This is a genomic window from Massilia eburnea (assembly GCF_009720745.1).
Classification (GTDB): domain Bacteria; phylum Pseudomonadota; class Gammaproteobacteria; order Burkholderiales; family Burkholderiaceae_D; genus Rugamonas; species Rugamonas eburnea.
This window is the reverse complement of sequence record NZ_WNKX01000035.1, coordinates 18,096-45,027: the sequence shown is the minus strand read 5'-3', so window position 1 is coordinate 45,027 and position 26,932 is coordinate 18,096. Positions and strand designations below refer to the sequence as shown.

General features: G+C 62.8%; 25 protein-coding genes. 12 read left to right on the top strand and 13 right to left on the bottom strand.

Annotation, left to right across the window (positions count from 1 at the left end):
* Nucleotides 1-144: 144 nt before the first annotated feature.
* Entirely contained in the window at nt 145-1,035 is an 891-nt protein-coding gene (locus GM658_RS26575) for a YicC/YloC family endoribonuclease (protein WP_155457129.1), read from the bottom strand.
* Between the two features lie 97 nt (nt 1,036-1,132).
* On the opposite strand from GM658_RS26575, the gene GM658_RS26570 reads away from it, so the two are divergent.
* Genes GM658_RS26570 through rph form a run of 3 tightly spaced genes read left to right on the top strand, consistent with a single transcriptional unit; the run spans nt 1,133 to nt 3,803 of the window.
* Entirely contained in the window at nt 1,133-2,125 is a 993-nt protein-coding gene (locus tag GM658_RS26570; protein ID WP_155457134.1) for a serine/threonine protein kinase, read from the top strand.
* A 12-nt stretch (nt 2,126-2,137) separates the two neighbouring features.
* Nucleotides 2,138-3,073: a PP2C family protein-serine/threonine phosphatase gene (locus GM658_RS26565; RefSeq protein WP_155457128.1), complete on the top strand. Its 936-nt coding sequence runs from the start codon at nt 2,138-2,140 to the stop codon at nt 3,071-3,073.
* Between the two features lies 1 nt (nt 3,074).
* On the top strand, nt 3,075-3,803 hold the full coding sequence (rph, locus tag GM658_RS26560) for a ribonuclease PH (RefSeq protein ID WP_155457127.1): 729 nt from the start codon (nt 3,075-3,077) through the stop codon (nt 3,801-3,803).
* Between the two features lie 21 nt (nt 3,804-3,824).
* On the opposite strand, the gene GM658_RS26555 is transcribed toward rph, so the two are convergent.
* Nucleotides 3,825-4,730: a LysR family transcriptional regulator gene (locus tag GM658_RS26555; RefSeq protein WP_155457126.1), complete on the bottom strand. Its 906-nt coding sequence runs from the start codon at nt 4,728-4,730 to the stop codon at nt 3,825-3,827.
* A 102-nt stretch (nt 4,731-4,832) separates the two neighbouring features.
* On the opposite strand from GM658_RS26555, the gene GM658_RS26550 reads away from it, so the two are divergent.
* From GM658_RS26550 to hemW, 3 genes are read left to right on the top strand one after another with little or no spacing between them, the layout of a single operon-like run.
* Nucleotides 4,833-5,837: an NADP-dependent oxidoreductase gene (locus tag GM658_RS26550; protein WP_155457125.1), complete on the top strand. Its 1,005-nt coding sequence runs from the start codon at nt 4,833-4,835 to the stop codon at nt 5,835-5,837.
* Nucleotides 5,838-5,868: 31 nt separating this feature from the next.
* Nucleotides 5,869-6,456: an RdgB/HAM1 family non-canonical purine NTP pyrophosphatase gene (gene rdgB, locus GM658_RS26545; RefSeq protein ID WP_155457124.1), complete on the top strand. Its 588-nt coding sequence runs from the start codon at nt 5,869-5,871 to the stop codon at nt 6,454-6,456.
* Complete coding sequence (gene hemW, locus GM658_RS26540; protein ID WP_155457123.1) at nt 6,453-7,694, top strand: radical SAM family heme chaperone HemW; 1,242 nt, start codon at nt 6,453-6,455, stop codon at nt 7,692-7,694. The genes rdgB and hemW overlap by 4 nt, the downstream gene beginning before the upstream one ends.
* Before the next feature lie 56 nt (nt 7,695-7,750).
* Here the strand turns inward: hemW and GM658_RS26535 are convergent, their stop codons facing one another.
* From GM658_RS26535 to tal, 6 genes are all read right to left on the bottom strand, one after another.
* Entirely contained in the window at nt 7,751-9,538 is a 1,788-nt protein-coding gene (locus tag GM658_RS26535) for a methyl-accepting chemotaxis protein (RefSeq protein WP_155457122.1), read from the bottom strand.
* 92 nt (nt 9,539-9,630) lie between these two features.
* Nucleotides 9,631-10,704 carry a patatin-like phospholipase domain-containing protein gene (locus GM658_RS26530; protein WP_170298999.1) on the bottom strand — a complete coding sequence of 358 codons (1,074 nt, stop codon included), beginning with the start codon at nt 10,702-10,704 and terminating at the stop codon, nt 9,631-9,633.
* The gene (locus GM658_RS26525) at nt 10,704-12,113 is read right to left on the bottom strand and encodes an efflux transporter outer membrane subunit (protein WP_155457132.1); all 1,410 of its coding nucleotides are present in this window, start codon (nt 12,111-12,113) and stop codon (nt 10,704-10,706) included. The genes GM658_RS26530 and GM658_RS26525 overlap by 1 nt, the downstream gene beginning before the upstream one ends.
* 101 nt (nt 12,114-12,214) lie before the next feature.
* Nucleotides 12,215-15,361: an efflux RND transporter permease subunit gene (locus GM658_RS26520; RefSeq protein ID WP_155457121.1), complete on the bottom strand. Its 3,147-nt coding sequence runs from the start codon at nt 15,359-15,361 to the stop codon at nt 12,215-12,217.
* A 12-nt stretch (nt 15,362-15,373) separates the two neighbouring features.
* Entirely contained in the window at nt 15,374-16,567 is a 1,194-nt protein-coding gene (locus tag GM658_RS26515; protein ID WP_155457120.1) for an efflux RND transporter periplasmic adaptor subunit, read from the bottom strand.
* Nucleotides 16,568-16,684: 117 nt separating this feature from the next.
* Nucleotides 16,685-17,614, bottom strand: coding sequence for a transaldolase (gene tal, locus GM658_RS26510; RefSeq protein WP_155457119.1), 930 nt, complete (start codon nt 17,612-17,614; stop codon nt 16,685-16,687).
* A 196-nt stretch (nt 17,615-17,810) separates the two neighbouring features.
* On the opposite strand from tal, the gene GM658_RS26505 reads away from it, so the two are divergent.
* Genes GM658_RS26505 through GM658_RS26495 form a run of 3 tightly spaced genes read left to right on the top strand, consistent with a single transcriptional unit; the run spans nt 17,811 to nt 19,667 of the window.
* On the top strand, nt 17,811-18,119 hold the full coding sequence (locus GM658_RS26505) for a hypothetical protein (RefSeq protein ID WP_155457118.1): 309 nt from the start codon (nt 17,811-17,813) through the stop codon (nt 18,117-18,119).
* A 1-nt stretch (nt 18,120) separates the two neighbouring features.
* Complete coding sequence (locus tag GM658_RS26500; protein WP_155457117.1) at nt 18,121-19,338, top strand: D-amino acid dehydrogenase; 1,218 nt, start codon at nt 18,121-18,123, stop codon at nt 19,336-19,338.
* Nucleotides 19,339-19,391: 53 nt separating this feature from the next.
* On the top strand, nt 19,392-19,667 hold the full coding sequence (locus tag GM658_RS26495; RefSeq protein ID WP_155457131.1) for a DUF4242 domain-containing protein: 276 nt from the start codon (nt 19,392-19,394) through the stop codon (nt 19,665-19,667).
* Here GM658_RS26495 and GM658_RS26490 read toward each other — a convergent pair.
* Complete coding sequence (locus GM658_RS26490) at nt 19,664-20,605, bottom strand: GGDEF domain-containing protein (RefSeq protein WP_229417082.1); 942 nt, start codon at nt 20,603-20,605, stop codon at nt 19,664-19,666. The genes GM658_RS26495 and GM658_RS26490 overlap by 4 nt on opposite strands.
* An 81-nt stretch (nt 20,606-20,686) precedes the next feature.
* Between GM658_RS26490 and GM658_RS26485 the strand changes: the two genes are divergently transcribed.
* From GM658_RS26485 to GM658_RS26475, 3 genes are all read left to right on the top strand, one after another.
* Entirely contained in the window at nt 20,687-21,091 is a 405-nt protein-coding gene (locus GM658_RS26485) for a hypothetical protein (protein ID WP_155457115.1), read from the top strand.
* 69 nt (nt 21,092-21,160) lie between these two features.
* Nucleotides 21,161-21,544: a PA2779 family protein gene (locus GM658_RS26480; RefSeq protein WP_155457114.1), complete on the top strand. Its 384-nt coding sequence runs from the start codon at nt 21,161-21,163 to the stop codon at nt 21,542-21,544.
* A gap of 2 nt (nt 21,545-21,546) precedes the next feature.
* Nucleotides 21,547-22,467, top strand: a complete 921-nt coding sequence (locus GM658_RS26475; RefSeq protein ID WP_170298998.1) for a PA2778 family cysteine peptidase — start codon at nt 21,547-21,549, stop codon at nt 22,465-22,467.
* A 76-nt stretch (nt 22,468-22,543) separates the two neighbouring features.
* On the opposite strand, the gene GM658_RS28955 is transcribed toward GM658_RS26475, so the two are convergent.
* The 4 genes from GM658_RS28955 to GM658_RS26460 form a co-directional block, all read right to left on the bottom strand.
* Nucleotides 22,544-23,014, bottom strand: a complete 471-nt coding sequence (locus tag GM658_RS28955; protein WP_170298997.1) for a hypothetical protein — start codon at nt 23,012-23,014, stop codon at nt 22,544-22,546.
* A 55-nt stretch (nt 23,015-23,069) separates the two neighbouring features.
* Complete coding sequence (locus GM658_RS26470) at nt 23,070-25,751, bottom strand: polysaccharide deacetylase family protein (RefSeq protein ID WP_155457113.1); 2,682 nt, start codon at nt 25,749-25,751, stop codon at nt 23,070-23,072.
* Nucleotides 25,752-25,840: 89 nt separating this feature from the next.
* Nucleotides 25,841-26,119 (bottom strand): pentapeptide MXKDX repeat protein, encoded by a 279-nt coding sequence (locus GM658_RS26465; RefSeq protein WP_155457112.1) that lies wholly within the window; start codon nt 26,117-26,119, stop codon nt 25,841-25,843.
* Between the two features lie 65 nt (nt 26,120-26,184).
* Nucleotides 26,185-26,916: a molybdopterin-dependent oxidoreductase gene (locus GM658_RS26460; RefSeq protein ID WP_371865292.1), complete on the bottom strand. Its 732-nt coding sequence runs from the start codon at nt 26,914-26,916 to the stop codon at nt 26,185-26,187.
* Nucleotides 26,917-26,932: the final 16 nt, after the last annotated feature.

The window sequence follows — 26,932 nt, the reverse complement described above, 5'->3', positions numbered from 1 at the left end:
ATTATTATCTTGCATGAAAGCGGTGGGTAAAGTTGAGTTTTGTTGGTCGCACAACAAGTCTAACTTTTCTTCACCGCTTTCCTGTTTTTAGGACTACATCACAGCAATCCGTGATGAACCTTTTTTTAGCGGCCCCGACTTTCGTTATTCCAGGTTCTGGACTTGTTCGCGCATTTGCTCGATCAGGAGCTTGAGCTCCATCGAGGCGTCGGCCAGTTCTTTGACCGAGGCTTTGGCGCCCAGGGTGTTCGCTTCGCGGTTCAGTTCCTGCATCATGAAGTCCAGGCGCTTGCCGACCTGGCCGCCTTTTTTCAGGATGTGGCGGGTTTCCGTCAGGTGCGCCGACAGGCGGCCCAGCTCTTCGGCCACATCGATGCGGATGCCGTACAGGATCACTTCCTGGCGAATACGCTCCATCGCGTCCTGGCGCGACATCGAAGTATTCGACCCCTGGCAGGCCAAACCGAGCGCCTCTTGCATACGTTCCACGGCTTTTTGTTGGAATTGTGCAACTACCTGAGGAATCAGTGGGGTAATTCTTTTGACAATGCCTTCCATCGCTTCGATGCGGGAAACCAGCATCGCTTCCAGCGCCGCGCCTTCGCGCTGGCGGCTCTGGACGAAGGCGGCCAGGGTGGTTCCCATCAGGGCGGCAACGTCGGCCTGCAGTGATTCCTGGCCAATTTGTGCCTCCTCAACAACACCCGGCCAGCGAAGTAGTTCAGCAACACTCATCGGTGCCGCAGCCGGGAAATGCTGGCTGACCTCGCCTTGCAGGCGCGCCAGCTCATTGAGCAGGGTTACATTCAGGGCCTGGGTGCCGGCGGCGGCGGCCTTGCGGCCGAAGCTCAGTCGCAGTTCGACCTTGCCGCGGGTGATGGCGGCCATGATGGCGGTACGTAAATCGGGTTCGAGGGCGCGCAGGTCGTCGTTGATGCGGAATTGCAGGTCAAGGAAGCGCGAATTGACGCTCTTGATCTCAATTGTCAGCGTGCCCGCCGCGCTTTCGCTGGTGGCTACAGCGTAGCCAGTCATGCTGGAAATGCTCAAAGGATATCCCCGATTTTGTCTTTGTCTTTACAATATATTGCTTTGTCCCACACAATCCGGTTTAGTTGAAGCGAGGAAACTTATGGCAGCTCAGAACAACGCTCCATTACCGGATGGTCTGGAAATTGCTGGATACCGCATTGTAAAGAAAATTGCGTCAGGTGGGTTCAGTATTGTGTACCTGGCCTACGACGCAGAAGGTAATGCGGTAGCAATAAAAGAATATTTACCAAGCAGCCTTGCATTGCGTCAAGAGGGCGAGATGGTGCCTGTCGTTACGAAATCGAACCTTCCGGTCTTTCGTATCGGGCTGAAGTGCTTTTTCGAAGAAGGCCGTGCACTTGCGAAAATTTCACACCCGAATGTTGTAAGGGTGCTGAATTTCTTCCGGGCGAACGAAACGGTCTACATGGTCATGGCCTATGAATCGGGCCATTCGCTGCAGGACCACATCCAGCGCCAACGCAGCAAGGGGCGCAATTGCAGTGAGGCTTTTGTGCGACAGATTTTCACGCAAGTACTGAAAGGCTTGCGCGAAGTGCATACCAATAAGCTGCTGCACCTGGACCTGAAACCGGCCAACATCTACTTGCGCACGGACGGCACGCCCATGCTGCTGGACTTCGGTGCGGCGCGCCAGACCGTCAATTCGGACAGCCCGAAGCTGATGCCGATGTATACGCCAGGCTTCGCGCCGCCGGAGCTGTACTCCAAGACCGAGGCGCTGGGCCCTTGGACCGACGTGTATTCGATCGGCGCCTCGATGTTCGCCTGCATGCTGGGCCAGCCGCCGCAGCCGGCCGACCAGCGCCGCAAGGAAGACAAGATGGAGGCCCACTTCCAGCGGCTGGACGGCCTGTATTCGCCGGAACTGGTCAAGCTGGTGCGCTGGACGCTGGAAATCGATCCGCTGGCGCGCCCGCAAAGCCTGTTCGAACTGCAGAAAATGCTTCAGACGCCGCCTGCGAAGGCGGAGCCACCCGCTCCCACCGGAGCCATTGAAAAGCTGGGCAAGCTGGCAGGCAAGCTCGGATTCGGCCGCAAAAAAGATGCGGCACCGCGCACACAAAAATAAGGAGGGCCTGCCATGCAATTCGCTGTTTACCAAGAGACGCACATTGGCGGCCGCAAGGTCAACCAGGACCGCATGGGCTACAGCTTCACGCGCGACGCGCTGCTGCTGGTGCTGGCCGACGGCATGGGTGGCCACGCCCGCGGCGAGATCGCCGCGTCCATCGCCACCCGTACCATTTCGCAGATGTTCCAGCAGCAGGCCACGCCTTACGTGAAGGGGGCGGAGCGCTTCCTGGAAGAGGCGATCCTGGCCGCGCACCATGAAATCCACAAATACACGGCGGCCCACAATATGCCGGAATCGCCGCGGACTACCCTGGTCGCCTGCCTGGTGCAGCACAACACGGCCGTTTGGGCGCACTGCGGCGACTCGCGCCTGTACTGGGTGCGCAATGGCCAGATTCACGGCCGTACACGCGACCACTCGCACGTGGAAAACATGATCGAGAAGGGCCTGATCCCTGCATCGGCGCGCAATACGCACCCGGACCGCAACAAGCTGTATGCCTGCGTTGGCGCGGGCAGCACGCCGCGCGTCGAGATTTCCGGCCGCGCCAACCTGCTGCCGGGCGATACGCTGATGCTGTGCTCGGACGGCCTGTGGTCGATGTGCACCGACGAAGAACTGGTGCAGATGCTGACCACGCAAACTGTCGTGCGTGCGGTGCCGGATATGCTGGCGACCGCGCTGCGCCGCGCCGGCGACACGAGCGACAACATCACCGCGCTGGCCATCATGTGGCAGGGCGCGCTGGTGTCCGATGCCGTGCCGACCACGCACGGCGGCTCCACCGTGATCTCGACCGAGCAGCTGCCGGACGACGTGGTGAGCACCACCATCCACGGCGCCAAGACCGAAGTCGACGTGTTCGACGACGACGAAATTGAAAAGGCGATCGAGGAAATCCGCGGCGCCATCGAAAAATCTTCCCAATTACTCAAGGATTGAAATGAGCACTGTTACCCGCCCGAGTGGCCGCGCCGTCGATGCGCTGCGCAATATCCGCATCACCCGCGACTACACCAAGCACGCGGAAGGCTCTGTGCTGATCGAGTGCGGCGACACCAAGGTGATTTGCACCGCCAGCATCGAAGAGCGCGTGCCAGGTTTCCTGAAGGGCAAAGGCCAGGGCTGGATGACGGCGGAATACGGCATGCTGCCGCGCTCCACGCATTCGCGCATGGACCGCGAAGCGGCCAAGGGCAAGCAAAGCGGCCGCACACAAGAGATCCAGCGCCTGATTGGCCGCTCGCTGCGCGCAGCGTTCGACCTGGAAGCGTTCGGCGAACGCACCTTGCAGCTGGACTGCGACGTGATCCAGGCGGATGGCGGCACCCGCACCGCGTCGATCACCGGCGCCATGGTGGCGGCCTACGATGCGTTCTCCAAGCTGAAGGCGCGCGGCATGATCGAAGCGATTCCGGTCAAGCATTTCGTGGCCGCGATCTCGGTTGGCGTGTACAAGGGCGTACCGGTCCTCGACCTGGATTACCTGGAGGATTCGGACTGCGACACCGACATGAACGTGATCATGACCGACGCCGGCGCATTCGTTGAAGTGCAGGGCACCGCAGAAGGCGCCGCCTTCGACCGCGCCGCCATGAACCGCCTGCTGGACCTGGCCGAAGGCGGCATCCGCGACCTGGTCAAGCTGCAGAAGCAGGCTCTCGGCCTTTAATTCAAACCCGGCAAACCAGGGTCAGACCCTTGGGTCTGACCCTGGTTTGCCGGGTTTAGACATCCGCGCAACAAGAAACTCAACAAACGCCCCCGTCTTCAACGGCAAAAACTCCCGCGCCGGATACACCGCATAAGTCGCCGCCCCCGCCGGCAGTACCACATCCCCCAAAATCCGCACCAACTGCCCATTGGCCAGTTCGTCCGCCACAATCGGCAACGGCACTTTGATCACTCCCGCCCCACCCACAGCCGCCGTAACGAGCGCCCCCCCATCATTCATCTGCAACGGCCCATCAACCCGCACAATGCCCGCCTCGCCAAAATTCCACTCATCGTAGACACGCGCCCCCACCGCATACAGCAAACAAGCATGCTGCTGCAGTTCCTGCGGCGTACGCGGCGTCCCGCAACGCGCCAGGTAAGACGGCGCCGCGCACACCACGCTCGGATTCTCAGCCAGCTTCCGCGCCACCAGTGTCGAATCGACCAGCGCCGAAGTACGTATCGCCACATCAATCTGCTGCGCAATCAAATCCACCATCGCATCATCCAGCTGCAGCGACACCTTCACCTGTGTATACAGCGCCGTGAATTCGGCCAGCAGCGGCACCAGCACCCGCCGTCCCGCCATCGAGCACGAAACGCGCAGCAGCCCGCGCACCTGCTGCTGGTAGCTGTCGGTGAGATGCGCGATCTTGTCCAGCGAACGCTCGATCTGGCGCGCCTCCTCCAGCACCATCTGCCCAACCTCCGTCAGCGCAAGCTGGCGCGTGGAACGCTGGATCAAGCGCGCACCCAGGCCCTTTTCGAGTTGCGCCAGCTGGCGCGAAACGACCGACTTCCCGCAGCCCAGCTTGAGCGCAGCGGCACTGATACTGCCGGCCTGGATGATGGTAGCGAAAATAGCAAGGCGTTGCGGGTTCATTGTTCCTCCATAGTCAACAATGTAATGCCTATTTGTTGACTTATCAAGCATCGAAAGCCCCCGTACACTGGCGTCATTCAATCATCCAAGGAGTAACGCATCATGACCAGCAACCGCCAGTTCCTGCTTGCCCACCGTCCAGAAGGCGCCGTCCAGCGCACCGATTTCGAATTCGCTACCGTGCCGCTGCGCGCGCTGCAAGACGGCGAAATCCTGATCCAGATTTCCCACATCTCCCTCGACCCGGCCATGCGCGGCTGGATGAATGCCTCCACTGAGTCGTACATGCCTCCGGTAGCGCTGGGCGAAGTGATGCGCGCCATCGCCGTGGGCCGCGTGAGCGAATCGCGCAACCCCGGCTTTGCTGTTGGCGATCACGTCACCGGCCTGCTGGGCGTACAGGAATTCGCTATCCATAACGGCGCGGGATTAAACAAGGTCGACCCGAAACTGGCACCGCTGCCGCTGTTCCTCGGCGCACTCGGGATGCCCGGCCTGACAGCCTATTTCGGGCTGCTGGACGTGGGCCAGCCGAAAGAGGGCGACACGGTGGTGGTCTCCGGCGCGGCCGGTGCGGTGGGCGCCCTCGTGGGCCAGATCGCCAAACTCAAAGGCGCACGCGTGGTCGGTATCGCCGGCGGTGCGGACAAGGTGCGCTACCTGGTCGAGGAACTGGGCTTTGATGCCGCCATCGACTACAAATCCGAAGACGTGGCGGCCGCATTGCGCCAGCATGCGCCAAAAGGCATCGATGTCTTCTTTGATAACGTCGGCGGAACGACCCTCGATGCAGCACTGGCCAACCTGGCGCACGGCGCCCGGGTCGTCATTTGCGGCGCGATCTCGCAGTACAACAACACGCAAGCAGTGGCCGGCCCGGCGAACTACCTGCAACTGCTGGTCAAGCGCGCCACCATGCGCGGCGTGATGGTAAGCGACTACTATCACCGCGCCATGGAAGCCATCGGCACCATGGGCGGCTGGATCCAGTCCGGCAAGCTGAAAACCCGCGAGCACGTGGTGCAAGGCCTGGACACCTTCCCCGAGACTTTTGGCAAGCTGTTCACAGGCGCCAACCAGGGCAAGCTGGTGCTGCAAGTGGTTTAAAATGTCGGCTCTCTCATATGAGCCGACATTCATGACACAGCGTATCGTTCTCGCATCGAACAACAAGGGCAAGCTCAAGGAATTCAACGAGCTGCTCGCGACCATTGGCTTCTCCGTCCATCCGCAGGGCGAATTCGACGTACCGGAGGCGGAAGAGCCTTTTCACACTTTTGTCGAAAATGCACTAACGAAGGCACGCCATGCGTCGCGCCTGACCGGCCTGCCGGCGCTGGCCGACGACTCGGGTGTATGCGTGAACGCGCTGGGCGGCGCGCCGGGCGTGTACTCGGCTCGCTACGCCGGCGAGCCGAAGTCGGACGCGCGCAACAATGAAAAGGTCATTGCCGACCTGGCTGCGCATGCAGACAAATCGGCCTACTATTACTGCGTGCTGGTGTTCGTGCGCCACGCGGACGATCCGCAGCCGGTGATCGCCGACGGGCGCTGGGAAGGCGTGATCTCGCCGGAGGCGCGCGGCGAGGGGGGCTTCGGCTATGACCCGCACTTCCTGATTCCATCACTGGGCAAGCACGTGGCCGAGCTGGCGCCTGAAGAGAAGAACCGCCTGTCCCATCGCGGCCAGGCCCTGCGTGCGCTGGTAGAGAAGCTGAAGAAATGATCCCGATTAAGCCGGTCGGCAATGCCGTACCAAGCCGCACCATCGACAGCGCCGCCGGCGTCGCTGCTACCTACTTGCGTCCTGGCGCGCTGAACCTGCAAGCCTTGCCGCCGCTGTCGCTGTACATCCATTGGCCGTGGTGCGTGCGCAAGTGCCCGTATTGCGACTTCAATTCGCATGAAGCCAAGGGCGAAGTGCCCGAGAAGGAATACCTCGACGCGCTGCGCCGCGACCTGGAAATGTCGCTGCCCCTGATCTGGGGCCGCAAGATTTACACCGTCTTCATCGGCGGCGGCACGCCTAGCCTCATGTCGGCAGCGGGCATGGATCGCCTGATGTCGGACCTGCGCAGCCTGCTGCCGCTGGACGGCGCCTGCGAGATCACGATGGAGGCCAACCCAGGCACCTTCGAAGCCGAGAAATTCCGCTCCTACCGCGACAGCGGCGTTAACCGCCTGTCGATTGGCATCCAGAGCTTCAACAGCGAGCACCTGAAAGCACTGGGGCGCATCCACGATGACGGTGAAGCGAAACGCGCGGTGGAGATCGCGCTGGCGAACTTCGACAACTTCAACCTGGACCTGATGTACGCACTGCCGAACCAGACGCTCGAGCAGGCGCGCCAGGATATCCAGACCGCGATTGATTTCAAGCCGCCGCACCTGTCGCTGTACCACCTGACGATGGAACCGAACACCCTGTTCGCCAAATATCCGCCGCAGCTGCCGGACGACGACCTGAGCGCGGATATGCAGGACATGATCGCCGAGATGACTGCCGCCAACGGCTACGGCCACTACGAAGTCTCTGCCTACGCCCAGCCCGGCCACCAGGCGCGCCATAACCTGAATTACTGGCAGTTCGGCGACTACCTCGGCATCGGCGCCGGCGCGCACTCCAAGCTGTCCTTCCCGCACCGCGTGCTGCGCCAGGCGCGCTACAAGCAGCCCAAGTCGTATATGGATGCAGTGGCCGCCGGCAATCCGGTGCAGGAAGAGCGCGAATTGTCGCGCGACGAAATGGGCTTCGAGTTCATGCTGAACGCTTTGCGCTTGCAAGGCGGCTTCGAGCCGAACCTGTTCGCCGAGCGCACCGGTGTCGCGCTCAACACCATCGAGAAGCAACTGAACGCGGCCGAAGCCAAGGGCCTGCTGTACCGCGACCACATGCTGATCAAACCCACAGAACTAGGCCAGCGCTTCCTCAACGACCTGCAGCAGATGTTCCTCGGCGAGTAGGGCTGGCCCGGTATGGCTCAAACCGGCCTTCCAGGAACCGTTGACCGGGCGTAGTCTCAGAACTCTTCCCATTCATCATTGGCCGGCGCCGGGGCGCGACGTTCGCTCTTTGTGCGACGTTCCGTCGGGCGCTCGGAATCGTTTGCCGACGAGCGAGGTGCTGGGCGCGGCTTGGCACGCGGATCGGGCGCGGTCAAGCGCTTTGCTGGCTTGGCCTCGACGGCTGTGGAAGCATCGTCGGCAACTGCGCGCGCTGCTGGGCGGGGCTGGGCGCTCCAGCGGGCCACGGCTTCCGTGCCAAGGCGGAACGAAGCGGCGACTTGCGCCAGTTGTGCCGCCTGCTCCTGCATGCTCGCCGCAGCGGCCGCAGCTTCTTCCACCAGCGCCGCATTCTGCTGCGTCACCTGGTCCATCTGGCCGATGGCCTGGTTCACTTCATCGATGCCAACGCTTTGTTCGCGGCTGGCCGAGGTGATCTCGCCCATGATGTCGGTCACGCGGCGCACGCTGGTCACCACCTCGCCCATCGTGGTGCCGGCCTGCTGCACCAGCGAAGTGCCGGCGTTCACCTGCGAGACGGAATTGTCGATCAGCTCCTTGATCTCTTTCGCCGCTGCGGCCGAACGCTGCGCCAGGTTGCGCACCTCGGAGGCGACCACGGCGAAGCCGCGTCCCTGTTCGCCGGCACGCGCCGCTTCCACCGCTGCATTCAGCGCGAGGATATTGGTCTGGAATGCGATGCCGTCGATGGTGCCGATAATGTCCACAATCTTGCGCGAGGAGGCGTCGATGGAGCCCATGGTCTCGACCACCTGGCCGACGATCTCGCCGCCGCGTGCCGCCACGTCGGACGCTGCCTGCGCGAGCTGGTTGGCCTGGTTGGCGTTGTCGGCATTCTGGCGCACGGTGGAGGTCAGTTCCTCCATCGAGGAAGCGGTTTCTTCAAGTGAGCTGGCTTGCTGCTCGGTGCGCGAGGACAGGTCCAGGTTGCCCTCCGCAATTTCGCTGGAAGCCGTGGCGATGGCCGTGGTGCCGGTCTGCACCTGGCTCACCACGCGCCGCAGCGCGTCGTTCATGCCGCGCAAGGCCTTCATCAGGTCGCCGATTTCGTCGCGCGCGGTTTCTTCGTCGAAGCGGGTAGTCAAGTCCCCCTCGGCCACGGTGTTGGCGATGCTCAGCGCGGAATTCAGCGGCACGGTGATGCTGCGCGAAATCACCCACGCGGCCCAGGCGCCGAACGCCAGCAGGATCACGCCCAGGGCCAGCATCAGCCGGTTGCTGCGCGCGTTGGCTTCATTGATGCCCGCCGCCGTGGCGTCGATCGCCTTGCGCTGCTGCGCCAGCAAGTCCTTGACCTTCTCCTGGTAGGCTTTGGCCGCCGGCTCGAACGCCTCGCGGTAAAGACGCTCGCCTTCGGCCGCGTCGCCGGCTTTTTTGGCGTTCATCACCTGGTTCTTCGCGTCCTGGTATTTGGCGCGGATCGCTACCGCATCCTGGTAAATCTTGCGTTCTTCGTCCGATTCCAGCAGGCCTTCGATGGACTTCAGCAGCTCCGCGCCACGCTTGGCGCTGTCCGCAATGGCGGTGGCAAAGGTATTCGACAGTTCGTTATCGCTGCTGCGGGCGATCATCTGGGTGCGGGCAACGGCGGAGTAAATCAGCACATACCAGTCCGACACGATGCGTTCTTTGGCCAGCGGGCGGTCCATCATGGCGCGCGTGGCGTTGGCGGTGTCATTAGAATGGTAAAGGGCGTAGCTGGTGCCGATTGCCGACAGCAGCAGGACGATGCCGAAGCCCGCGGCCAGGCGGGAACCGATGCGGAGCTGGGACAGGAATTGCATACGGGCCTCCAGAGGTTGGAGTTCTAGTATGCACCCGAATAATTGGACGGAAGATATCCCGTTGCAAGGCTGCAACAGGGATATCACGTAGCTTAGAAAGATTGCGTCGCGTGCAAGTCAGGCTTTTCCGCCCATTGCGCCAGGGCGTCGGCCATCCGCTCGCTTTCGACGATGGCGTAGGTCCAGTCGCGGATGCGAGCGGCGTGGTCCTGGCCGTAGTGTTTGAAGTCCGTGCGGTCGGGCAGCTTACGGTTCGGCAGGCGCGCCACGAAGGACGGCGAGGGCGAAACCAGGATCACGTTTTCCAGGGCGCTGTCGCGGGCGCGCCGCCATGGCATTGACTTATCGAGCCAGCCCGGCACGATATGGTCGGTGAAGTGCGGGTACAGCACCAGGCCTTCGTCGCGCTGGTAGGGCAGGTGCAGGTGGTAGTCGATCAAGCCGCCGTCCCAGTAGTCGCCGGGTGGTGCGCCGTGGATATCGCTCACCGCCTGCAGTACCAGCGGGATGGAGCCGGATGCCAGCAGTGCCGAATGCAGGTTCTCTTCCGACAGGTCGACGTAATGCGAGGCGAAGGCATCAAAGCTGGTGCGCAGCCAGGCCGCGTCATCGCGGCTGTCGTGGAAGACCACCCGTTCCATGGCGCCGGCCAGGCGGCTGCGCGAGACGGCATTGCCGGCGGCGGCGCGCAGGAAGCCCGCCATTTCGCGCCAGCGGCTGCCGCCCGTGTTGGCCAGCGGGCCGATGCCGCGCACCGTGATGACCGACAGCAGGTAATCGGGGTTGGCCAGCATTTCTTCGCCGCGGCCATCGAGCACGCTGTCCAGCAGGCCGCGAATCACGCGGCTGACATAGGCCGCATCCACCTTGTCGGGGTAGGTCTGGTGGGCGTAGTGGTGCGCCAGGCGCTTGTGCGCCGCCACCGGGTCGTGGAAAGCCCCAGCCGCCATGCGCCAGGCGCCGATCGACGCACCGATCAGGCGGCGCTGGCGCGGCGCCTGTTTCAGCCATTCGCCGAACATCCACTGGTCGATGCCGTTCAGGATCAGGCCTTTGGGGCCGCCCGCCGCAGCGGGGATGATGGCGATGTCGGCGGCCTGCAAGCCTTCGCGCTCGATGCGCTGGCGGGCGCGCGCGCCGAGCCGGATACTGATCGGTGAATCCACTACTTCAAGCCTCCTCCAAGCGCCCGGTACAAATCGATGGCGCTGGTTGTGCGCAGCAGGCGCGCCTGCACGAGGGCCTGCTCCGCGGTGAACAATTCGCGTTGGGCGTCGAGCACGTCGAGCGAGCTGGCGACCCCATTTTCAAAGCGTAATTGTAATAGACGCAGGCGTTCGGCCTGGGCCTCCTGCACCGCGCGCTGGGCGGCGACCTGCTCGCCGAGGTAGCTGCGCGCCGCCAGCGCGTCTGCCACTTCGCGGAAGGCGGACTGGATGGTCTTTTCGTAGTCCGCGACAGCGATGCTCTTGCGCGCGTGGCTTACGTCCAGGTTGGCCATATTGCGGCCGGTGTCGAAGATGGGCAGCACCAGTTGCGGTGCGAAGCTCCAGGTGCCGCTGCCGCTTTCGAACAGGCCGCTGAAATCGCGGCTGGCGCTGCCGACCGAGGTAGTCAGCGTAATGCGCGGGAAGAAGGCGGCGCGGGCGGCGCCGATGTTGGCGTTGGCGGCCTTCAGGCGCTGCTCGGCGGCGCGGATGTCGGGGCGGTTGGCCAGCAGGTCCGACGGCAGCCCTGCTGTCAGCGCGGACATGGCATCGGCTTGCGCGTCGTCCAACGCCGGCGGCGCTCCAGGCGCAGCGGGCCGTGCCTGGCCGACCAGCAAAGTGAGGGCGTTCGCGGCTTGCGCGCGCTGGCGTGCCAGCGCCAGGGCGGCGGCACGGGCAGTCTCCATCTGCTGCTCGTTGGAACGCAGGTCGAGGCGCGACGAGGCGCCCGCTTCAACGCGCTGCCTGGTCAGGTCGAAGGTGCGCTTGCGGGCATCGTAGGTGCTTTCAGCCAGGGCTTGCTGTTCGGCGAAGGCGCGTTCCGTGTAGTAGGCCTTGGCCACTTCGGCGACCAGGCTGATTTGCGCGGCCTGTTTCGCTTCTTCCGTGGCGAGGTAGCTGGCCAGGGCCGAGTCGCTCAGGCTTTTCACGCGGCCGAAGAAATCCAGCTCGAAGGCGGAGATGCCAAGGCTTGCATCAAAGCGCTCCCCGGTCTGTGGCTGGCCAGTAGGAGTCGCGAAGCCCGGCGTACGGCCACGCGATTCGCTCAGGCTGGCGTTCAGCGTTGGCAAGCGGTCGGCGCGCTGGATGCGGTAGGCGCCGCGCGCTTCTTCAATGCGCAGGGCGGCGATACGCAGGTCGCGGTTGTTTTCAAGCGCGGCTTCAATCAGCTGCTGCAGACGGCCGTCGGGGAAGAAGGCGCGCCAGCCGGTGTCCGTTGCGGACCGCTGCGTACCGCCGGCAGCGGCGCTGTCCGCCGTGGCGCCCACAGCTGGCGGCAGGGCTGGGAAATTGTCCGCCACCGGCGCCGCGGGGCGCTGGTAAGCCGGAGCCATCGAGCAGCCGGACATGGCGCCAGCCAGCAGCATCGCAATTGCCAGTGCGCGGACGCGCGGCGCTGCGGCGCACGCAGCGGCACGAGCTGAAGCGGCGACGCTCATGGCTGGCGATGCGAGGGAATCATGTTTCGTCATTGCTTTTTCTCCGGCATATCCAGTTCATGTGCGGCCAGTCGGCGTTGGCGCTCGCTGCCTTTGAAAATGCGGCGCACCACCACAAAGAACACCGGTACCAGGAACACCGCGAGCACGGTGGCGGTAATCATCCCGCCCATCACGCCGGTACCGATCGCGCGCTGCGAGGCCGAACCTGCACCCGACGCGATCACCAGCGGCAGCACGCCGAGGATGAAGGCCAACGAGGTCATGATGATCGGGCGGAAACGCAGGTGCACTGCCTCCAGTGTCGCCTCAATCAGTCCCTTGCCTTGCGCCTGCAAGTCTTTTGCAAACTCGATAATCAGGATCGCGTTCTTGGCTGACAAGCCGATAATCGCAATCAGGCCCACCTTGAAGTAAACGTCATTCGGCAAACTGCGGATATGCGCGCCAAGCAATGCCCCCAGCACGCCCAGCGGCACCACCAGCAGCACGGCAACCGGAATCGATTCCGACTCATACAGCGCAGCCAGCACGAGGAAAGCCGCCAGCATGGACAAGGCAAACAGCGCTGGCGCCTGCGAGCCCGACAAGCGTTCCTCGGAAGACTGGCCAGTCCATTCGATGCTGAAGCCCGGTGGAAGCTGGTTGGCCAGGCTGAGCAGCTCTTCCATTGCCTCGCCAGTGGAATGCCCCGGCGCCGCATTGGCGGTGAGGCGGTAAGCCGGATAGCCGTTATAGCGCACCAGCTGGATCGGCCCCGTCACCCAGCGCGTCGTCGCGAAGGACGCAAACGGCACCATGGCGCCGGTGCTGCTCTTCACGTTCAGCCGCAGGATGTCTTCCGGCTGCATGCGCCGCGTCTGGTCGGCCTGCACGATCACGCGCTGTTGCCGGCCGCTGGCTGCAAAGTCGTTCACATAGGAGGAACCGAAAGCCGTACCCAGCGTGCCCGCAATATCGGTAAAGGCCACGCCCAGCGCATTGGCTTTTTCGCGGTCGATATCGACTTGCAGCTGCGGCGCATCTTCCAGGCCTTCCGGGCGCATGCCGGTCAGGATCTTGCTCTTGCCCGCCAACTCCAGCAACTGGTTACGCGCCGCCAGCAAAGCTTCGTGGCCAAGGCCGCCGCGGTCCTGCAGGCGTGCCGTAATGCCGGTGGCGTTGCCCAGCTCACGGATCGGCGGCGGGCTCAGCGCAAACACTTGCGCATCCTGGATGTGGGCCAGGCCGCCGAAGGAACGCATGGCAATGGCATCGGCTGACTGGTCGGGGCCGCGCTCCTTCCAGTCCTTCAGCGGAACGAACACCAGGCCGGCATTCTGGCCGCTGCCCGAGAAGCTGAAGCCGGCCACCGCAATCGTGCGCGCCACGCCCGGCTGGGCGCGGAAATAGGAATCCACTTCCGCCAGCACCGCCTCGGCACGGCTGCGCGATGCGCCCGGCGGCAGCTGCACGTTGGCGATGATATAGCCCTGGTCCTCGTTCGGCAGGAAGGAGGAGGGCAGGCGTACGTACAGCAGCGCCACCGCGCCCAGCAAGGCCGCGTAGATGATCAGGAAGCGCCCGGTGCGCGTCAGGATCTTGCCAATCCAGCCTTGGTAATGCGAGGCGGTGGAAGCGAAGCCGCGGTTGAACCAGCCGAAAATGCCGGTCTTGGCATGGTGGTGGCCCGCTTCGACCGGCTTGAGCATGGTCGCGCACAGCGCAGGCGTCAGCGACAGCGCCATCAGTGCCGAGAACACCATGGCCGACACCATCGACAGCGAGAACTGGCGGTAAATCGCACCCACCGCGCCGCCGAAGAAGGCCATCGGGATGAACACCGCAATCAGCACCAGCGTAATGCCGATGATCGCGCCCGTGATCTGCGACATGGCCTTGCGCGTCGCATCGCGCGGCGACAGGCCTTCCTCGCTCATGATGCGCTCAACGTTTTCCACCACCACGATCGCATCGTCGACCAGGATGCCGATCGCCAGCACCATGCCGAACATGGTCAGCACGTTGATCGAGAAGCCGAATACCTGCATCGCCGCGAAAGTACCCATCAGCGCGACCGGCACGACGATGGTCGGGATCAATGTGTAGCGGAAGTTCTGCAGGAAGATATACATCACCAGGAACACCAGCGCCACTGCTTCCAGCAGGGTCTTGACCACTTCCTCGATGGAGATTTTGACGAACAGCGAAGTGTCATACGGCACCGTGTACTTCAGGCCTGGCGGGAAGTATTTCGACAGCTCGTCCATCTTCTCGCGCACGATGGTGGCGGTAGCCAGCGCATTGCCGGTCAACGATTGCTGTACCGCGATGGCCACGAATGGCTGACCGTTCAGGCGCGCGCTGATGCCGTAGCTGGCGCCGCCCAATTCCATGCGCGCCACGTCGCGCAGGCGCACCAGGGAGCCGTCGCGGTTGGCGCGCAGCACCACCTTGCCGAATTCCTCGACGGACGAGAGCTGGCCCGTCACCACTACCGGTGCAAACCAGGCCTGCGAGCGCGGATTGGGCAGGTCGCCCACCGTGCCGCCCGCCACCTGGGCATTCTGCTGGCGGATGGCGGTGGTCACATCGCTCATATTGAGCTTGTAGCCGGTCAGCTTGTCGGGATCGACCCAGATGCGCATGGAGCGCTCGGTACCGAACAGCTGGGCCTGGCCCACGCCCGGCAGGCGCTTCACTTCATTGAGCACATTGCGCGCCAGGTAGTCGCCAATGGCGGTCGGGTCCATGCTGCCGTCGCTCGAATACGCGCCGACAAACATCAGGATATTGGAGCGCGCCTTGTTCACCTGCACGCCCTGCTGGATCACCGCCTGCGGCAGGCGCGATTCAACGCGCTTGATGCGGTTCTGCACGTCCACCGCCGCCAGGTCCGGATTGGTGCCCGGCTGGAAGGTGACGGTGATGCTGACGGAACCGTTGGAATCGCTTTGCGACTCCACATATTGCAGGCCGTCCGCGCCATTCATCTCCTGCTCGATGACAGAGGTGACGGCATCGTCCAGCACCTGCGCGGTGGCGCCGGGATAAGCGGCGCTGACCACGATGGATGGCGGTGCGATGGTCGGGTACTGCGCCACCGGCAGCATGGTGATCGACAGCGCTCCACCCAGCAGGATGAAGAGTGCGATCACCCACGCGAATACGGGGCGGTCGATAAAGAACTTTGCCATGTGGCGGCCCCTTTACTTGGCCGCCGGGGCGGATGCGGCAGGCGCAGCGCCCGCCGGTGCCGGCCCATTTGCTGGACCTTTCCATGGAACCGGATTCACGGTGCCGCCTGGCTTGGTTTTCTGGAAGCCCTCGACGACGATGCGCTCGCCGCCTTTCAGCCCCGAGCTGACCACCCATTTTCCGCCCACCGAGGCGTCGGCCTTGACGGGTACCGAGCTGACCTTGTTGTCGGCGCCGACCACCCAAACCGAGGCGCCTTCGGCGCCGCGTACCACGGCCTGCTGCGGCACGGTGATGGCGGCTTCGTTCACGCCTTGCTCCAGGCGGGCGCGCACGTACATGCCCGGCAGCAGGGTGCGGTCTGGATTCGGGAATTCAGCGCGCATCGAAACGGAGCCGGACGATTCATCCACTGCCACATCGGAGAACAGCAGCTTGCCGGGGCGCGAGTATTCCTGTCCGTCTTCAGTCAGCAGCGTGACGCGCGCCTGGTCCTTGCCGGCGCTTTTCAGCGTGCCGCTGGCCAGGGCCTGCTTCAGGCGCAGCAGCTCGGCGGACGATTGGGTGATGGTGACGTAGATCGGATCGAGCTGCTGCACGGTCGCCATCGGCGTTGCTTCGTTCTGCCCGACCAGTGCACCCTCGGTCACCAGGGCGCGGCCCACGCGTCCCGCGATCGGTGCGGTCACCGTGGCGTAACCCAGCGTCAGCCCGGCATTCTTGCGCGCGGCGCGCGCCGACTGCAGCTCGGCTGCCGCCTGCTTTTGCGCGGTCACGGCGTCATCGTATTCCTGCTGGCTCACCGCCTGCGCCGCCAGCAGCGGCTTGTAGCGCTTGGCCTTCAGGTCGGCCTGGGCCAGGTTGGCTTCGGCGCGGGCGATGGCAGCGTCGGCGCTTTCCACGTTGGCCTGGAATTGCGCGGGATCGATGCGGAACAGGACTTCACCTGCCTTGACGTCGCCGCCTTCCTTGAACACCCGCTGCAGCACGATCCCCGGCGTCCGCGCCCGCACCTGCGCGATGCGCGAAGCTTCAACGCGGCCAGGTAGCTCATTGGTAATGGTGACAGCGCCGGATGTGACGGTGATGACGGAAATGGCGGGAGGGGGCGGGGCGGCTTTGTTGGCGTCTTTCTTATCGCCGCAGGCCGCGAGGGTAAGCGACAGGGCGATTGCCAGCGGCAAGGTGCGCAATACAGGTTTCATGGCGTCTCTTTTTGTGAGTGGGACTGCGCCGGAAATTGTATAACACTGTCAATTGTAACGTTTTGTATAGCAAAAGGGCGCCGAGGCGCCCTTTTTGCATGCGGATACGGGAGTTGCTTAGCGCATGGCCGAGATCATCTGCTTCAGCTTATTCGAGTCCGCCACGAAGGCGCGGATGCCTTCGGCCAGCTTCTCGGTCGCCATGGCGTCTTCATTGAGCATGAAGCGGAAAGTCTTCTCGTCCATCGCGATCTTGACCGCGGTGCCGGTATCGGCAGCGGACATCTTGCGCGCGACCGCACCCTGGGTAGCGGACAGCTTCTGCAGCAGTTCCGGCGAGATGGTCAGCAGGTCGCAGCCCGCCAGTTCCAGGATCTGGCTGGTATTGCGGAAGGACGCGCCCATCACCTCGGTCTTGTAGCCGAACTTGCGGTAGTAATTGTAGATGCGCTTGACCGACTGCACGCCCGGATCTTCTGCGCCCTGGTAGTCGATGCCGGTCGACTTCTTGTACCAATCGTAGATGCGGCCCACGAAAGGCGAAATCAGCTGCGACCCCGCTTCCGCGCAGGCGATAGCCTGGCACAGCGAGAACAGCAGGGTCATATTGGTGCGGATGCCTTCTTTCTCCAGCTGCTCGGAGGCGCGGATGCCTTCCCAGGTCGAGGCAATCTTGATCAGCACACGCTCGCGTGGAATGCCGGCCTTCTCATACAGGGAAATCAGCTCGCGGCCCTTGGCCACATTGCCCGCCACGTCGAAAGACAGTGCCGCGTCGATCTCGGTCGAAACACGGCCAGGAACAAACTTCAGGATCTCGGTACCGAAGGCGATCAGCAGCTTGTCGATGATGTCGCCGGTCGAGGCGGTCGGGTTGTCGCGCACGGCCTTTTCCAGCAGCGGCTTGTACTCGTCCTTCTGCACGGCCTTCAGGATCAGCGACGGATTGGTTGTCGCGTCTTGCGGAGCATAAGCCTTGATCGACTGGAAATCGCCGGTATCGGCAACCACGGTGGTGTATTGCTTGAGCTGTTCGAGCTGGTTCATTGCGGTCCTGGAAACGTTGGGGACGAAAAAACCTATTGTACTAAATCAGTGGCCGCCGCCATGTTGCGTTTACAATGGGGATTATTAGTAGATTCTTATTTTGGTATTTTGGTACTCAAGGAGCAAAACCATGATCCTAGCCATTGTTGGAGCACTGCTTTTGGCGCTAGGCCTTTTTTCAGGAGCCGCATTGGTCATGGCCCAATTGGGCGTGGGCGGTTTGGCCGCCGGCGCCTCGCTGTGGCTGATGTTCCCGCTGTTTAGCGTGGCCGGATACCTGCTGTTCGCCACCGGCGCACGCGTGGCCAATTTCCGCGCACTGTCGTTTGGCGTATCGATCGCCTTGCTGGTGCTGGCCCTTGCCTGCGCGATAGCGCTGGTGGCCGACGCCACCGCCATGCTGGCGCTGCACGGCGGCACTGGCGCCCTGTGGTACGTACTGCTGATCGCCGGCGCACTGGGTACGACCGGCGCCGCCTCGCATGGAAGGATGGCGGCGCAGTAGGATGAGATCAATCGCAGTCATAGGCGGAGGCGTGACCGGCGTCACCACCGCCTACGCCCTGGCCCGCCGCGGCCTGGCAGTTACCCTGTTTGAGCGCCACCGCTATCCTGCCATGGAAACGTCGTTTGCCAATGGCGGCCAGCTATCGGCCTGCCACGCCGAAGTGTGGAACAGCTGGGGCACCGTGCGCAAAGGCCTGCAATGGATGCTGCGCGGCGATGCTCCCCTGCTGGTCAACCCCAGGCCGAGCTGGCACAAGCTGTCCTGGTTTGCCGAATTCCTGTCCGCCATACCCCATTACGAAGCCAACACCGTCGCCTGCGCGCGGCTGGCCATCGCCGCCCGCGAACACTTGTTTGGCTGGGCGCGAGAAGAGGGCATCGACTTCGACGCGCGGCAGGAAGGCATCCTGCACGTCTGCCGCGACAAGGCCGGCTTTGACCACGCGGCCCAGGTAAGCGCCCTGCTGGCACAAGGCGGCCTGGAGCGGCGCGCCGTCACGCCGGAGGAAATGCGCGCCATTGAGCCAACGCTGGAAGGCCGGTTCTACGGCGGCTTCTTCACCGAGAGCGACAGCACGGGCGATATCCATAAGTTCACCGTCGGCCTGGCGCAGGCGGCGCAAGCGCGCGGCGTCAAGACGGTGTATGGCGCCGAGGTGCGCCGCCTGCAGGCTGGCGATAAGGGCGCCCATGTGGCCTATATGCGCGAAGGCGCCGAACATCAGCAAGGTTTCGATGCAATGGTGGTCTGCGCCGGCACTGCCAGCCGCGTCATGGCGGCCATGCTGGGCGATCGCGTCAACGTCTATCCGGTAAAGGGCTATTCGATCACGGTCATGCTGGACGACGCCGACAGCCGCGCCGCCGCACCAACGGCCAGCCTGGTCGACGACGCCACGAAACTGGTCAGCAGCCGCCTGGGCGACAACCGCTTCCGCGTGGCGGGAACGGCGGAATTCAATGGCTTTGACCGCGACATCCGCGCCGACCGCATTGCGCCCCTGGTGAAATGGGTGCAGCAATGCTTCCCCGGCGTGAGCACGCGCCAGGTGGTGCCTTGGGCCGGCCTGCGCCCGATGATGCCCGACCTGATGCCGCGTGTCGGTCGCGGCAAGCGTCCGGGCGTGTTCTACAACACCGGCCACGGCCACCTGGGCTGGACCATGTCGGCCGCCACTGCAGAGCTAGTGGCTCATCAGGTCTGGACAGCGCGGTAAGATGGTCTATGGTGAAGATTGGCGGCGCGGCCGCCGATCCCAAGGAGACCATCATGCCCCGCTATATTGTTGAGCGTACTTTCCCGGAAGGCTTGCACATCCCCGTCAATGCCGAAGGCGCCAAGGCCTGCGACCTTGTCATCGGCACCAATGCCGGCAGCGGTGTCACCTGGATCCATTCCTATGTGAGTGACGACCTGCACAAGACTTACTGCCTGTATGAAGCGCCATCGCCCGAAGCGATCCGCAAGACAGCCGAAATGAACAATCTGCCGGTCGACAAAATCACGCAGGTAACTGCGCTCGACCCGTATTTCTACAAGGGTTAGTCCGGCTCCCCGACGACCACCCGGTTGCGGCCCTCGCGCTTGGCGATATAGAGCGCGCGGTCGGCCGCTTCCAGCAGCGACTTGGCGTCGTGCAGCCGCTCCTTGTCGAAACTGGCGACGCCGATGCTCAGGGTGACGTGGGGATGCACGGCCTTGGGTGCGTGCGCCATTTTCAGGGATTCCACATATGCACGGATTACTTCCGCATGCTGTGATGCCTGTTCGGGCGTGGTATCGGGCAGCACGGCGGCAAACTCTTCGCCGCCGTACCGCGCCGCCAGGTCGGCCGGGCGTTGCAGGCGCGACGCGAAGGCCTCTGCCACCAAGGTCAGGCAGGCATCGCCTTGCTGGTGGCCGAAATGGTCGTTGTAAGCCTTGAAGGAATCGATATCCATCAATAGAAGCGATAGCGGTGCGTCCTGGCGCTGCGCGCGGCGCAGTTCGCGGTCGAGCGCCACATCGAAATGGCGGCGGTTGGCGATGCCGGTCAGGCCATCCACATAGGATTGGGCGCGCAGGGCTTCCGCCTGGCCGCGCAACTGGCGCTCGCGGCCTACCGTATTGCTCACGTCCACCACCTCGACCAGGCAAAAGCGCTCCTTGCCCTCGGTGAAAGGCGTCATGGAGACGGCCTGCTCGATGCGCTCGCCGCCCCAGGTGCCGGCGGCAAAAAGAGGGAAGGGCGCGCGGTTCTGGTTTTGCGGCAGCACGGCAGGCAGGTTGCTGGACAACGCCGTGTGGACCGACTGCTCGATACGCTGCCCCTCCAGTTCGGGAAAGGCCTCCAGCAAGGTGAGCCCTTGCACGCGGGACGCCGCCATGCCGGAGCGGCTGGCCAGCCATTGATTCCAGAAAACGATGCGCTGGCCGGTGTCCAGCACCATCAAGCCAAGGTTGGCGAGGCCGAGCACGCGGCCATACAGTGTCGATTCTTGCATGAAAGGCATTATATGGAATTTAGAGCCTTGCGTCGGATTTTTGCGTTGAGTGATTGCTCTACAGAAAAATATAATACCGGTATGAAAAATATTCTCGCCTTGGCCGCGCTCTGCGCCGCCTTTACCGCACACGTTGCGGAATCGACCCCGCAAGCCGCACTCGACCAATTCCTGAAATTCGAGCTGGATGGCGGCCGCCTGCACAACGACACCGAAGGCTATTACGAACAGGTTCACCTGGTCGACGCTTCGAAAACCGAAGCACTGACCTGCGACGGTGCACGCTGCAAGGCGATCGTCACCTACACCTACGCCCCGACTGCGGGGCTGGATATGGAGCAGGCCGTGCCCCATCCAAAGGGCGGCAGCGCCCAGGTCGAATACATCGTCCAGCAGAAGGGCGGCCAATGGCAGGTGGAAACCGGCAAGGACACCCCGCACGTGTCCCGCTTAGCAATGGAAAAGATGCTGCGCGAAGGGCTCTGATACGCCAATCGTGCGACGTGGAAGTTTCTCCTGGGATAGTCTTCGCCTATTTATCTCGGGAGACATAATATGAAAAAATTCTTCGTCCACTTCCTGCTGTCCGCCTTCACCGTGATGGGCTTCCAGCAAAGCGCCCAGGCCGCGATGGTCAGCACCGCCCAGGTGGCAGCCGCCGACGCAGCCGCGCAAGTCCGCGTACGCCTGGCCGCCGCGCTGGAACGCGCAGACGTTCAAGCCGCACTGGAACGCAATGGTATCGCCGCAACGGACGCGAAGGCCCGCGTCGCCGCCCTGAGCGACGAGGAAGCCGCCGCCCTGGCGCAGCAGGTCGATTCCCTGCCAGCCGGCGGTGACGGCCTGGTCGGCGCCCTGGTCTTCATCTTCGTCGTGCTGCTGGTGACCGACATCCTCGGCCTGACCAAGGTATTCCCGTTCACCCGTTCCGTACGCTAAACGTGCGGCGCCTGCTCGCCACTGCGGCTGTAGTCCTGCTGCTGGCGGGCTGTGCGACCCAGACCCGCGCGCTGCTCGCCGGGCCGCGCGCCGGCCCACACCAGCTGGAATTGAGTGCGACTCCCTTCCACGCGCAGGAGCGCTACCAGTGCGGCCCCGCAGCACTGGCGATGGCACTCGGCGCGGCAGGAATCGATGCCTCTCCCGATGCCCTGGTGCCCGAGGTCTATCTCCCCGGCCGTGAAGGCAGCCTGCAAATCGAACTGCTGGCCGCTGGCCGCCGCCACGGCGCCCTGACTGCCCGCATCGAACCGCGTCTCGACGCACTTTTGGCCGAACTCGACGCCGGCCACCCTGTGCTGGTACTGCAGAACTTAAGCCTGCCGATCGTCCCGAAATGGCACTATGCCGTCGCCATCGGCTATGACGTCGACAGCGGCGACATCATCCTGCGTTCCGGCACCACGCGCCGCATGACGATGCCGCTTTCCACCTTCGAACACACCTGGTCGCGCAGCGGCTTCTGGGGCATGGTTGCGCTCGCGCCAGGCCAACTTCCAGCCACCACCAGACTGGAAGAGCTCCAGCCCGCCCTGATCGCCTACGAAAAATCGGCGCCACCGAAGTCAGCGCAGCTCGCCTACCACGCCGCCTTGCAGCGCTGGCCGAACACGCTGCCCTTGCAGCTTGGCCTCGGCAACACAGCCTATGCCGGAGGCGATCGCGCAGCAGCAGCCGACGCCTTCCGCAGCGCCACCATCGGGCACCCCGACAATGGCGCGGCCTTCAACAACCTCGCCGTCGTACTCGGCGAACTTGGCCAACTGGACGAAGCGCGTGCCGCCGCGCAAACCGCCATCAAGCTGGGCGGCCCATGGCGTGATGAAGCGCAAGCGACTTTACGTTCGCTGCAGGGACAGTGAAGGCCACGGGCGCTAGAGTCTAAAGCGCTTTACGTTCCAGTTCGATGCGCCAATTTGCAGATCCTATCGACGGCGACTACGGAAGTATGACTGGCTGAAAATCCCGAGGGCAAAGGAAACGTGTATCGAGCAAGGGCTCCCAAATAGCCCAACGGCCGAATTTTCGCCCGACGAGCCAGTCGGTACCGCCATTGCAGGCATAGGGAACGATCAATGAAATGGATACCGCATGCTCATTTCCAGTAATTGAAACTCGCCACGGCTGATTGTATTTGGCTGCGGCGTCGGCAAGCTTCACGAGTCGCAGTAGTTCAGTCACTTGCGCCTCAGCGAAATCGCCGCAGACATCTGCGTGTGCCTTAAACCTTGCTTTGGACCCGATAGCATCCATGCGAAATGGCACATCGACACGCTTTGCGCACTTGACCGACCTTGCCTGCCAATAGACCCATTGGGTGTTTGGGATGATTGAGACCGGCACCAATATCTCGTCGGCTCGGGCGCCTGGGAGCAGCAGCAACAATATTGAGGCTGTAATCAGTTTCACTGTTAGCGAGATATCGGAAATAGGAAGCCAGCTACGGCGGTTTCATTTAACGAAATTATCCGAGCTTCTTCAACTGTTCTCGCGCATAGCCTGCGCTCGGGTGGTTCGGCGCCAGTTCCAGGAAGCTGGCGTAGGCCTTCTTCGCCTTCTCCTGGTCGCCTTGCCGCTGGCGCGCGTCGCCCAGGTTCAGGTAGGCAATGGCGCGAGATGCGTCCATCTGGATTGTGTTTTCGAACCAGCGCGCGGCCTCCGCGTACTTGTCCTGCTTGAAGTAGACGAAGCCCAGGTTATTGGCAGCAAGGCCGAAGTCCGGACGGTATTTCAGCGCTTCGGTGAAGGCTGCCTCCGCCTGCGCGTACTGCTTCTCTTTGTACAGTTGCAGGCCGCGGTCATTGGCGCGTTGTGCCAGCTGTCGGCTGGAAGCATCAACCGGCTTGGGCGCGGCGATCTTCTGTTCTTCGCCCTGCAGGTTCTTCACGACCACGGCGTTGCCTTCGGCCTGGCTACTGCGGCCGGTATCGAGCTTCTTGTTCAGGGCGATCGCTTCCTGCGACAGCTGCGCGCTGTTCTCGCTCAGGAATTCCGCTTCGGCAGGCAGTTGGAACACGAACTCGCCGCCTTCGGAACCTGGCAGGCTGCCGAAGGCCGGCGTCTGCTGCGATACGCTGGACACGGCAGGCGCCACGTATGCAGCCAGCTCGGTCGCGGTGATCATGCCGTCGCCATTCAGGTCGGCCTTGCCGCCCAACGCCTGCAGCAGGGTCCAGGTGAAGACAGAGTGGCCATTGGGGCCGCCGTCCGCCACCATCTGGTCGGCGCCGCCGGCGGTCAGCATCTGGCGGCCGATGCGGCGGGCGTTATCGCGCAGGAAGGCCGTCGTGCCGCCGCCGCGCGTCAGGCCCAGGCCACTATAGCAAGCGTCCATCACGAACAGCAGGTGCTTGGCGTCCAGACTCTCGGCGATGTTCTGCAAGTCCGTCATCGGGATTGCATCAACGCTCACTTGCTGCGGATCGGAGTCGACCGGGATGATGTAACCCAGGCTGCGGCCGGAACTCAATTGGCGCGTCGCGCCATGGCCGGCAAAGAAGACGAAGATGCGGTCATCCTTTTTCAGCTTGGCCTCCGCCAGCTTGTCGTGGAAGAGGGCGAGGATATTGTTGCGGGTCGCATCGCCGTTGGTCAGGGTGAACACGCGCGAGTTGTCGAAGCCGAAGCGGTTGACCAGCGTATCGCGGATCGCCTTGGCATCTTGCACGGCGTATTGCAGCTTGGGCCACTTCTGATAATCATTGATGCCGATGACCACCGCGTAACTGTTGGCATAGCCGGTGCTGATGGCTACCTTGTCCGGTTCCGGCTTGCCCGGCTTGGTGATGGTGAAGTCATTGCCATCCCAGGTGGCGAAGCTGTAGCCGTCAGCAACCAGCTTGTCCAGCACCAGCGGCAGCGTCTTTATAGTGCGCTCGTGAATGTCGTGGAACAGGATGATGCCGCGCTTCTCCTTTTCCAGCGAACCAAGCACGCGGTTGGCGATCGAGGTCGGCACCGGATCAGCCCAATCCAGCGAATCGATATTCCACATCACCGAGCGCAGGCCCAGTTTGTTCAGGATTTCCAGGCCTTCCGCATTATGCGCGCCATACGGGAAGCGGAATAACGCCGAGCGGCGCGTATCGACAGCCTTCAGCAACTGGTCGGCCTGCGCAATCTCGCCATACAGCTGGTCGCCCTTTTCTTTCGAGAGCAGGGCGTGGCTGTAGCTATGGTTGGCCAGCACATTGCCGCCTTCGAGCAAGCGGCGGCTGGCGGCAGCCTGCTTCTTGCTTAGCGCCTCCTTGCCTTGGGCATCGACTTCGCCCAGGTTTTTGCCGACCTGGAAGAACACGCCCGTTACGCCGTACTGCTTGAGGATGGCCGCCACTTCATCGGTATAAGTGGCATGCGGACCATCGTCGAAGGTCAGTACGACGGTTTTCGGCGGCAGCGATTTGCCGAAGATTTCCTTTGCCGCGTCATCCGGACCTGGCTTGTTCGGATACGGCACGATGACGCCATAATCCTTCATGATCTGGTCGCGGGTGAACAGCTTTTTCAGGTGATCGACGTAGTCTTCCCAGCGTTCGCGCTTCGGCACGATGGCGCGCTGGTCGAAACGGGCAAAGATGCCGCTCAATTCCTTGTCGTACTGGCGCTCGATATCTTCCAGTGCAGCCAGGTCCTCGCTCACGCGCTTGTGCAGCTTGATGCCGGGCAGGGTCTGGTTGGCGGCGGCCTGCTGCTTCATCTCGACCAGCACTTCGCGGAAAGCCAGGCGGTCAGCGTCAAACAGGTCGGGAGCTGATTCGATGTACGTAAGCAGGATGTCGTAGGCAGCATCGCGCTGGGCCGCAGGCGCTTCCTGAAGCTTCGCCAGCAGCTGGCGCGCTTTTCCAATGCGCTCCACATTTTCATGGAACAGCACCTGGCCGACCTGCCCTGCGGCCTTGCGGTCAAGCTCCGACAGCGACTGTTCGTCGGCCAGCAGCACAATGATCTTGCGGTAGTTGGCCAGCATGCTTCGCATCTCGGCCTGCAGCGGTGCATGCGCATTGCCGGCATCGGCAGGGTTCGCAGCGACGGCGGCAACGGGAGCCGGCGTGCCATGCGGCTTGGCGCCGGTTTTCAAATAGGCGGCGCCTGCCGCGGCAGCGGCGACGATGGCCACGCCGATGACGAGGGGTTTGGAAAGCTTCATTTTTAATCAATTGATTGCAATCTTGCAATTCTAGCGCAGCCGCGCCCGCAATCAATGAATCTTCAGTCCAAACCCCTGGCGCAGGATGTTTATTTCTTCATCGCGTCCTTGGACATATCATCCTTTTTCATATCATCCTTTTTCATTTCATCCTTGGCCATTCCGTCTTTCTTCATGCCTTCCTTGGCCATCGCGTCCTTGTGCGTGGCTTTTTTCTTGGTGTGCTTGGCCATGCCATCCTTTTTCGCTCCATCCTTGGCCATGGCGTCCTTGGACATTTCGTCCTTTTTCATGGCATCCTGGGCGTAAGTGGCGCCGGAAACCAGCATGCAGGCAGTGATCAGTGCGACAGCAGAAATCTTTTTCATGTTCGTCCTCGGTAACGTTAAGTTGAACTGCACGGGTGCTGCGTGGAACTCTGTACGACAGGTCTTCAACTGCCGCCAAACCAGTTATACCCCTGGTCTTCCCAATATCCACCGGGGTAGGTGTTGGTAACGAAAATGGCCTGGATGTGCTTCGGATTCTTGTAGCCCAATTTGGTCGGCATGCGCAGCTTCATGGGGAAGCCATAGCGCGGCGGCAGGGGCTCGCCGTTGTAGGTGAGCGCCATCAGCGTTTGCGGATGCAGGGCAGTCGCCATGTCAATGCTGGTGAAGTAATCGTCGCCGCATTTGAAGCCGATATATTTCGCAGTCAGGTCGGCGCCCACAAGCCGCAGGAAGTGCGAGAACTGCACGCCGCCCCATTTGCCGATCGCGCTCCATCCTTCCACGCAGATATGCCGCGTGATTTGCGACTGCTGCGGCAGGGCGCGCAACTGTTCCAGCGTCCACGGCTTGCGGTCGGCCAGCATGCCGCTCAGTTCGAGCTTCCAGGTGTCGCCGTCGATTTCACGCACCTCGTCTTCGCTGTAGTAGGCGTTGAACGGGAACGGATCGGTAATCATCGATTCCGGATAGGTCGGCGCCAGCAGCGCAGGATCGAACAGCAGGCCCTGGATAGTGTCGTTGAAGCGCGAAATGCGGGCCAGGGCTGCTTCGATGCTGTCCTGGTCGTCGGTGGCGCAACCTGTGAGCAAGGTCAGTCCGCCCAGTGTGAGGCTGCGCTTGAGGAAAGCGCGGCGCGATGGCTGCGCAATGCGGCCAATAGCGTCGGCCAGCATGGCGGCGCCCTCGCCA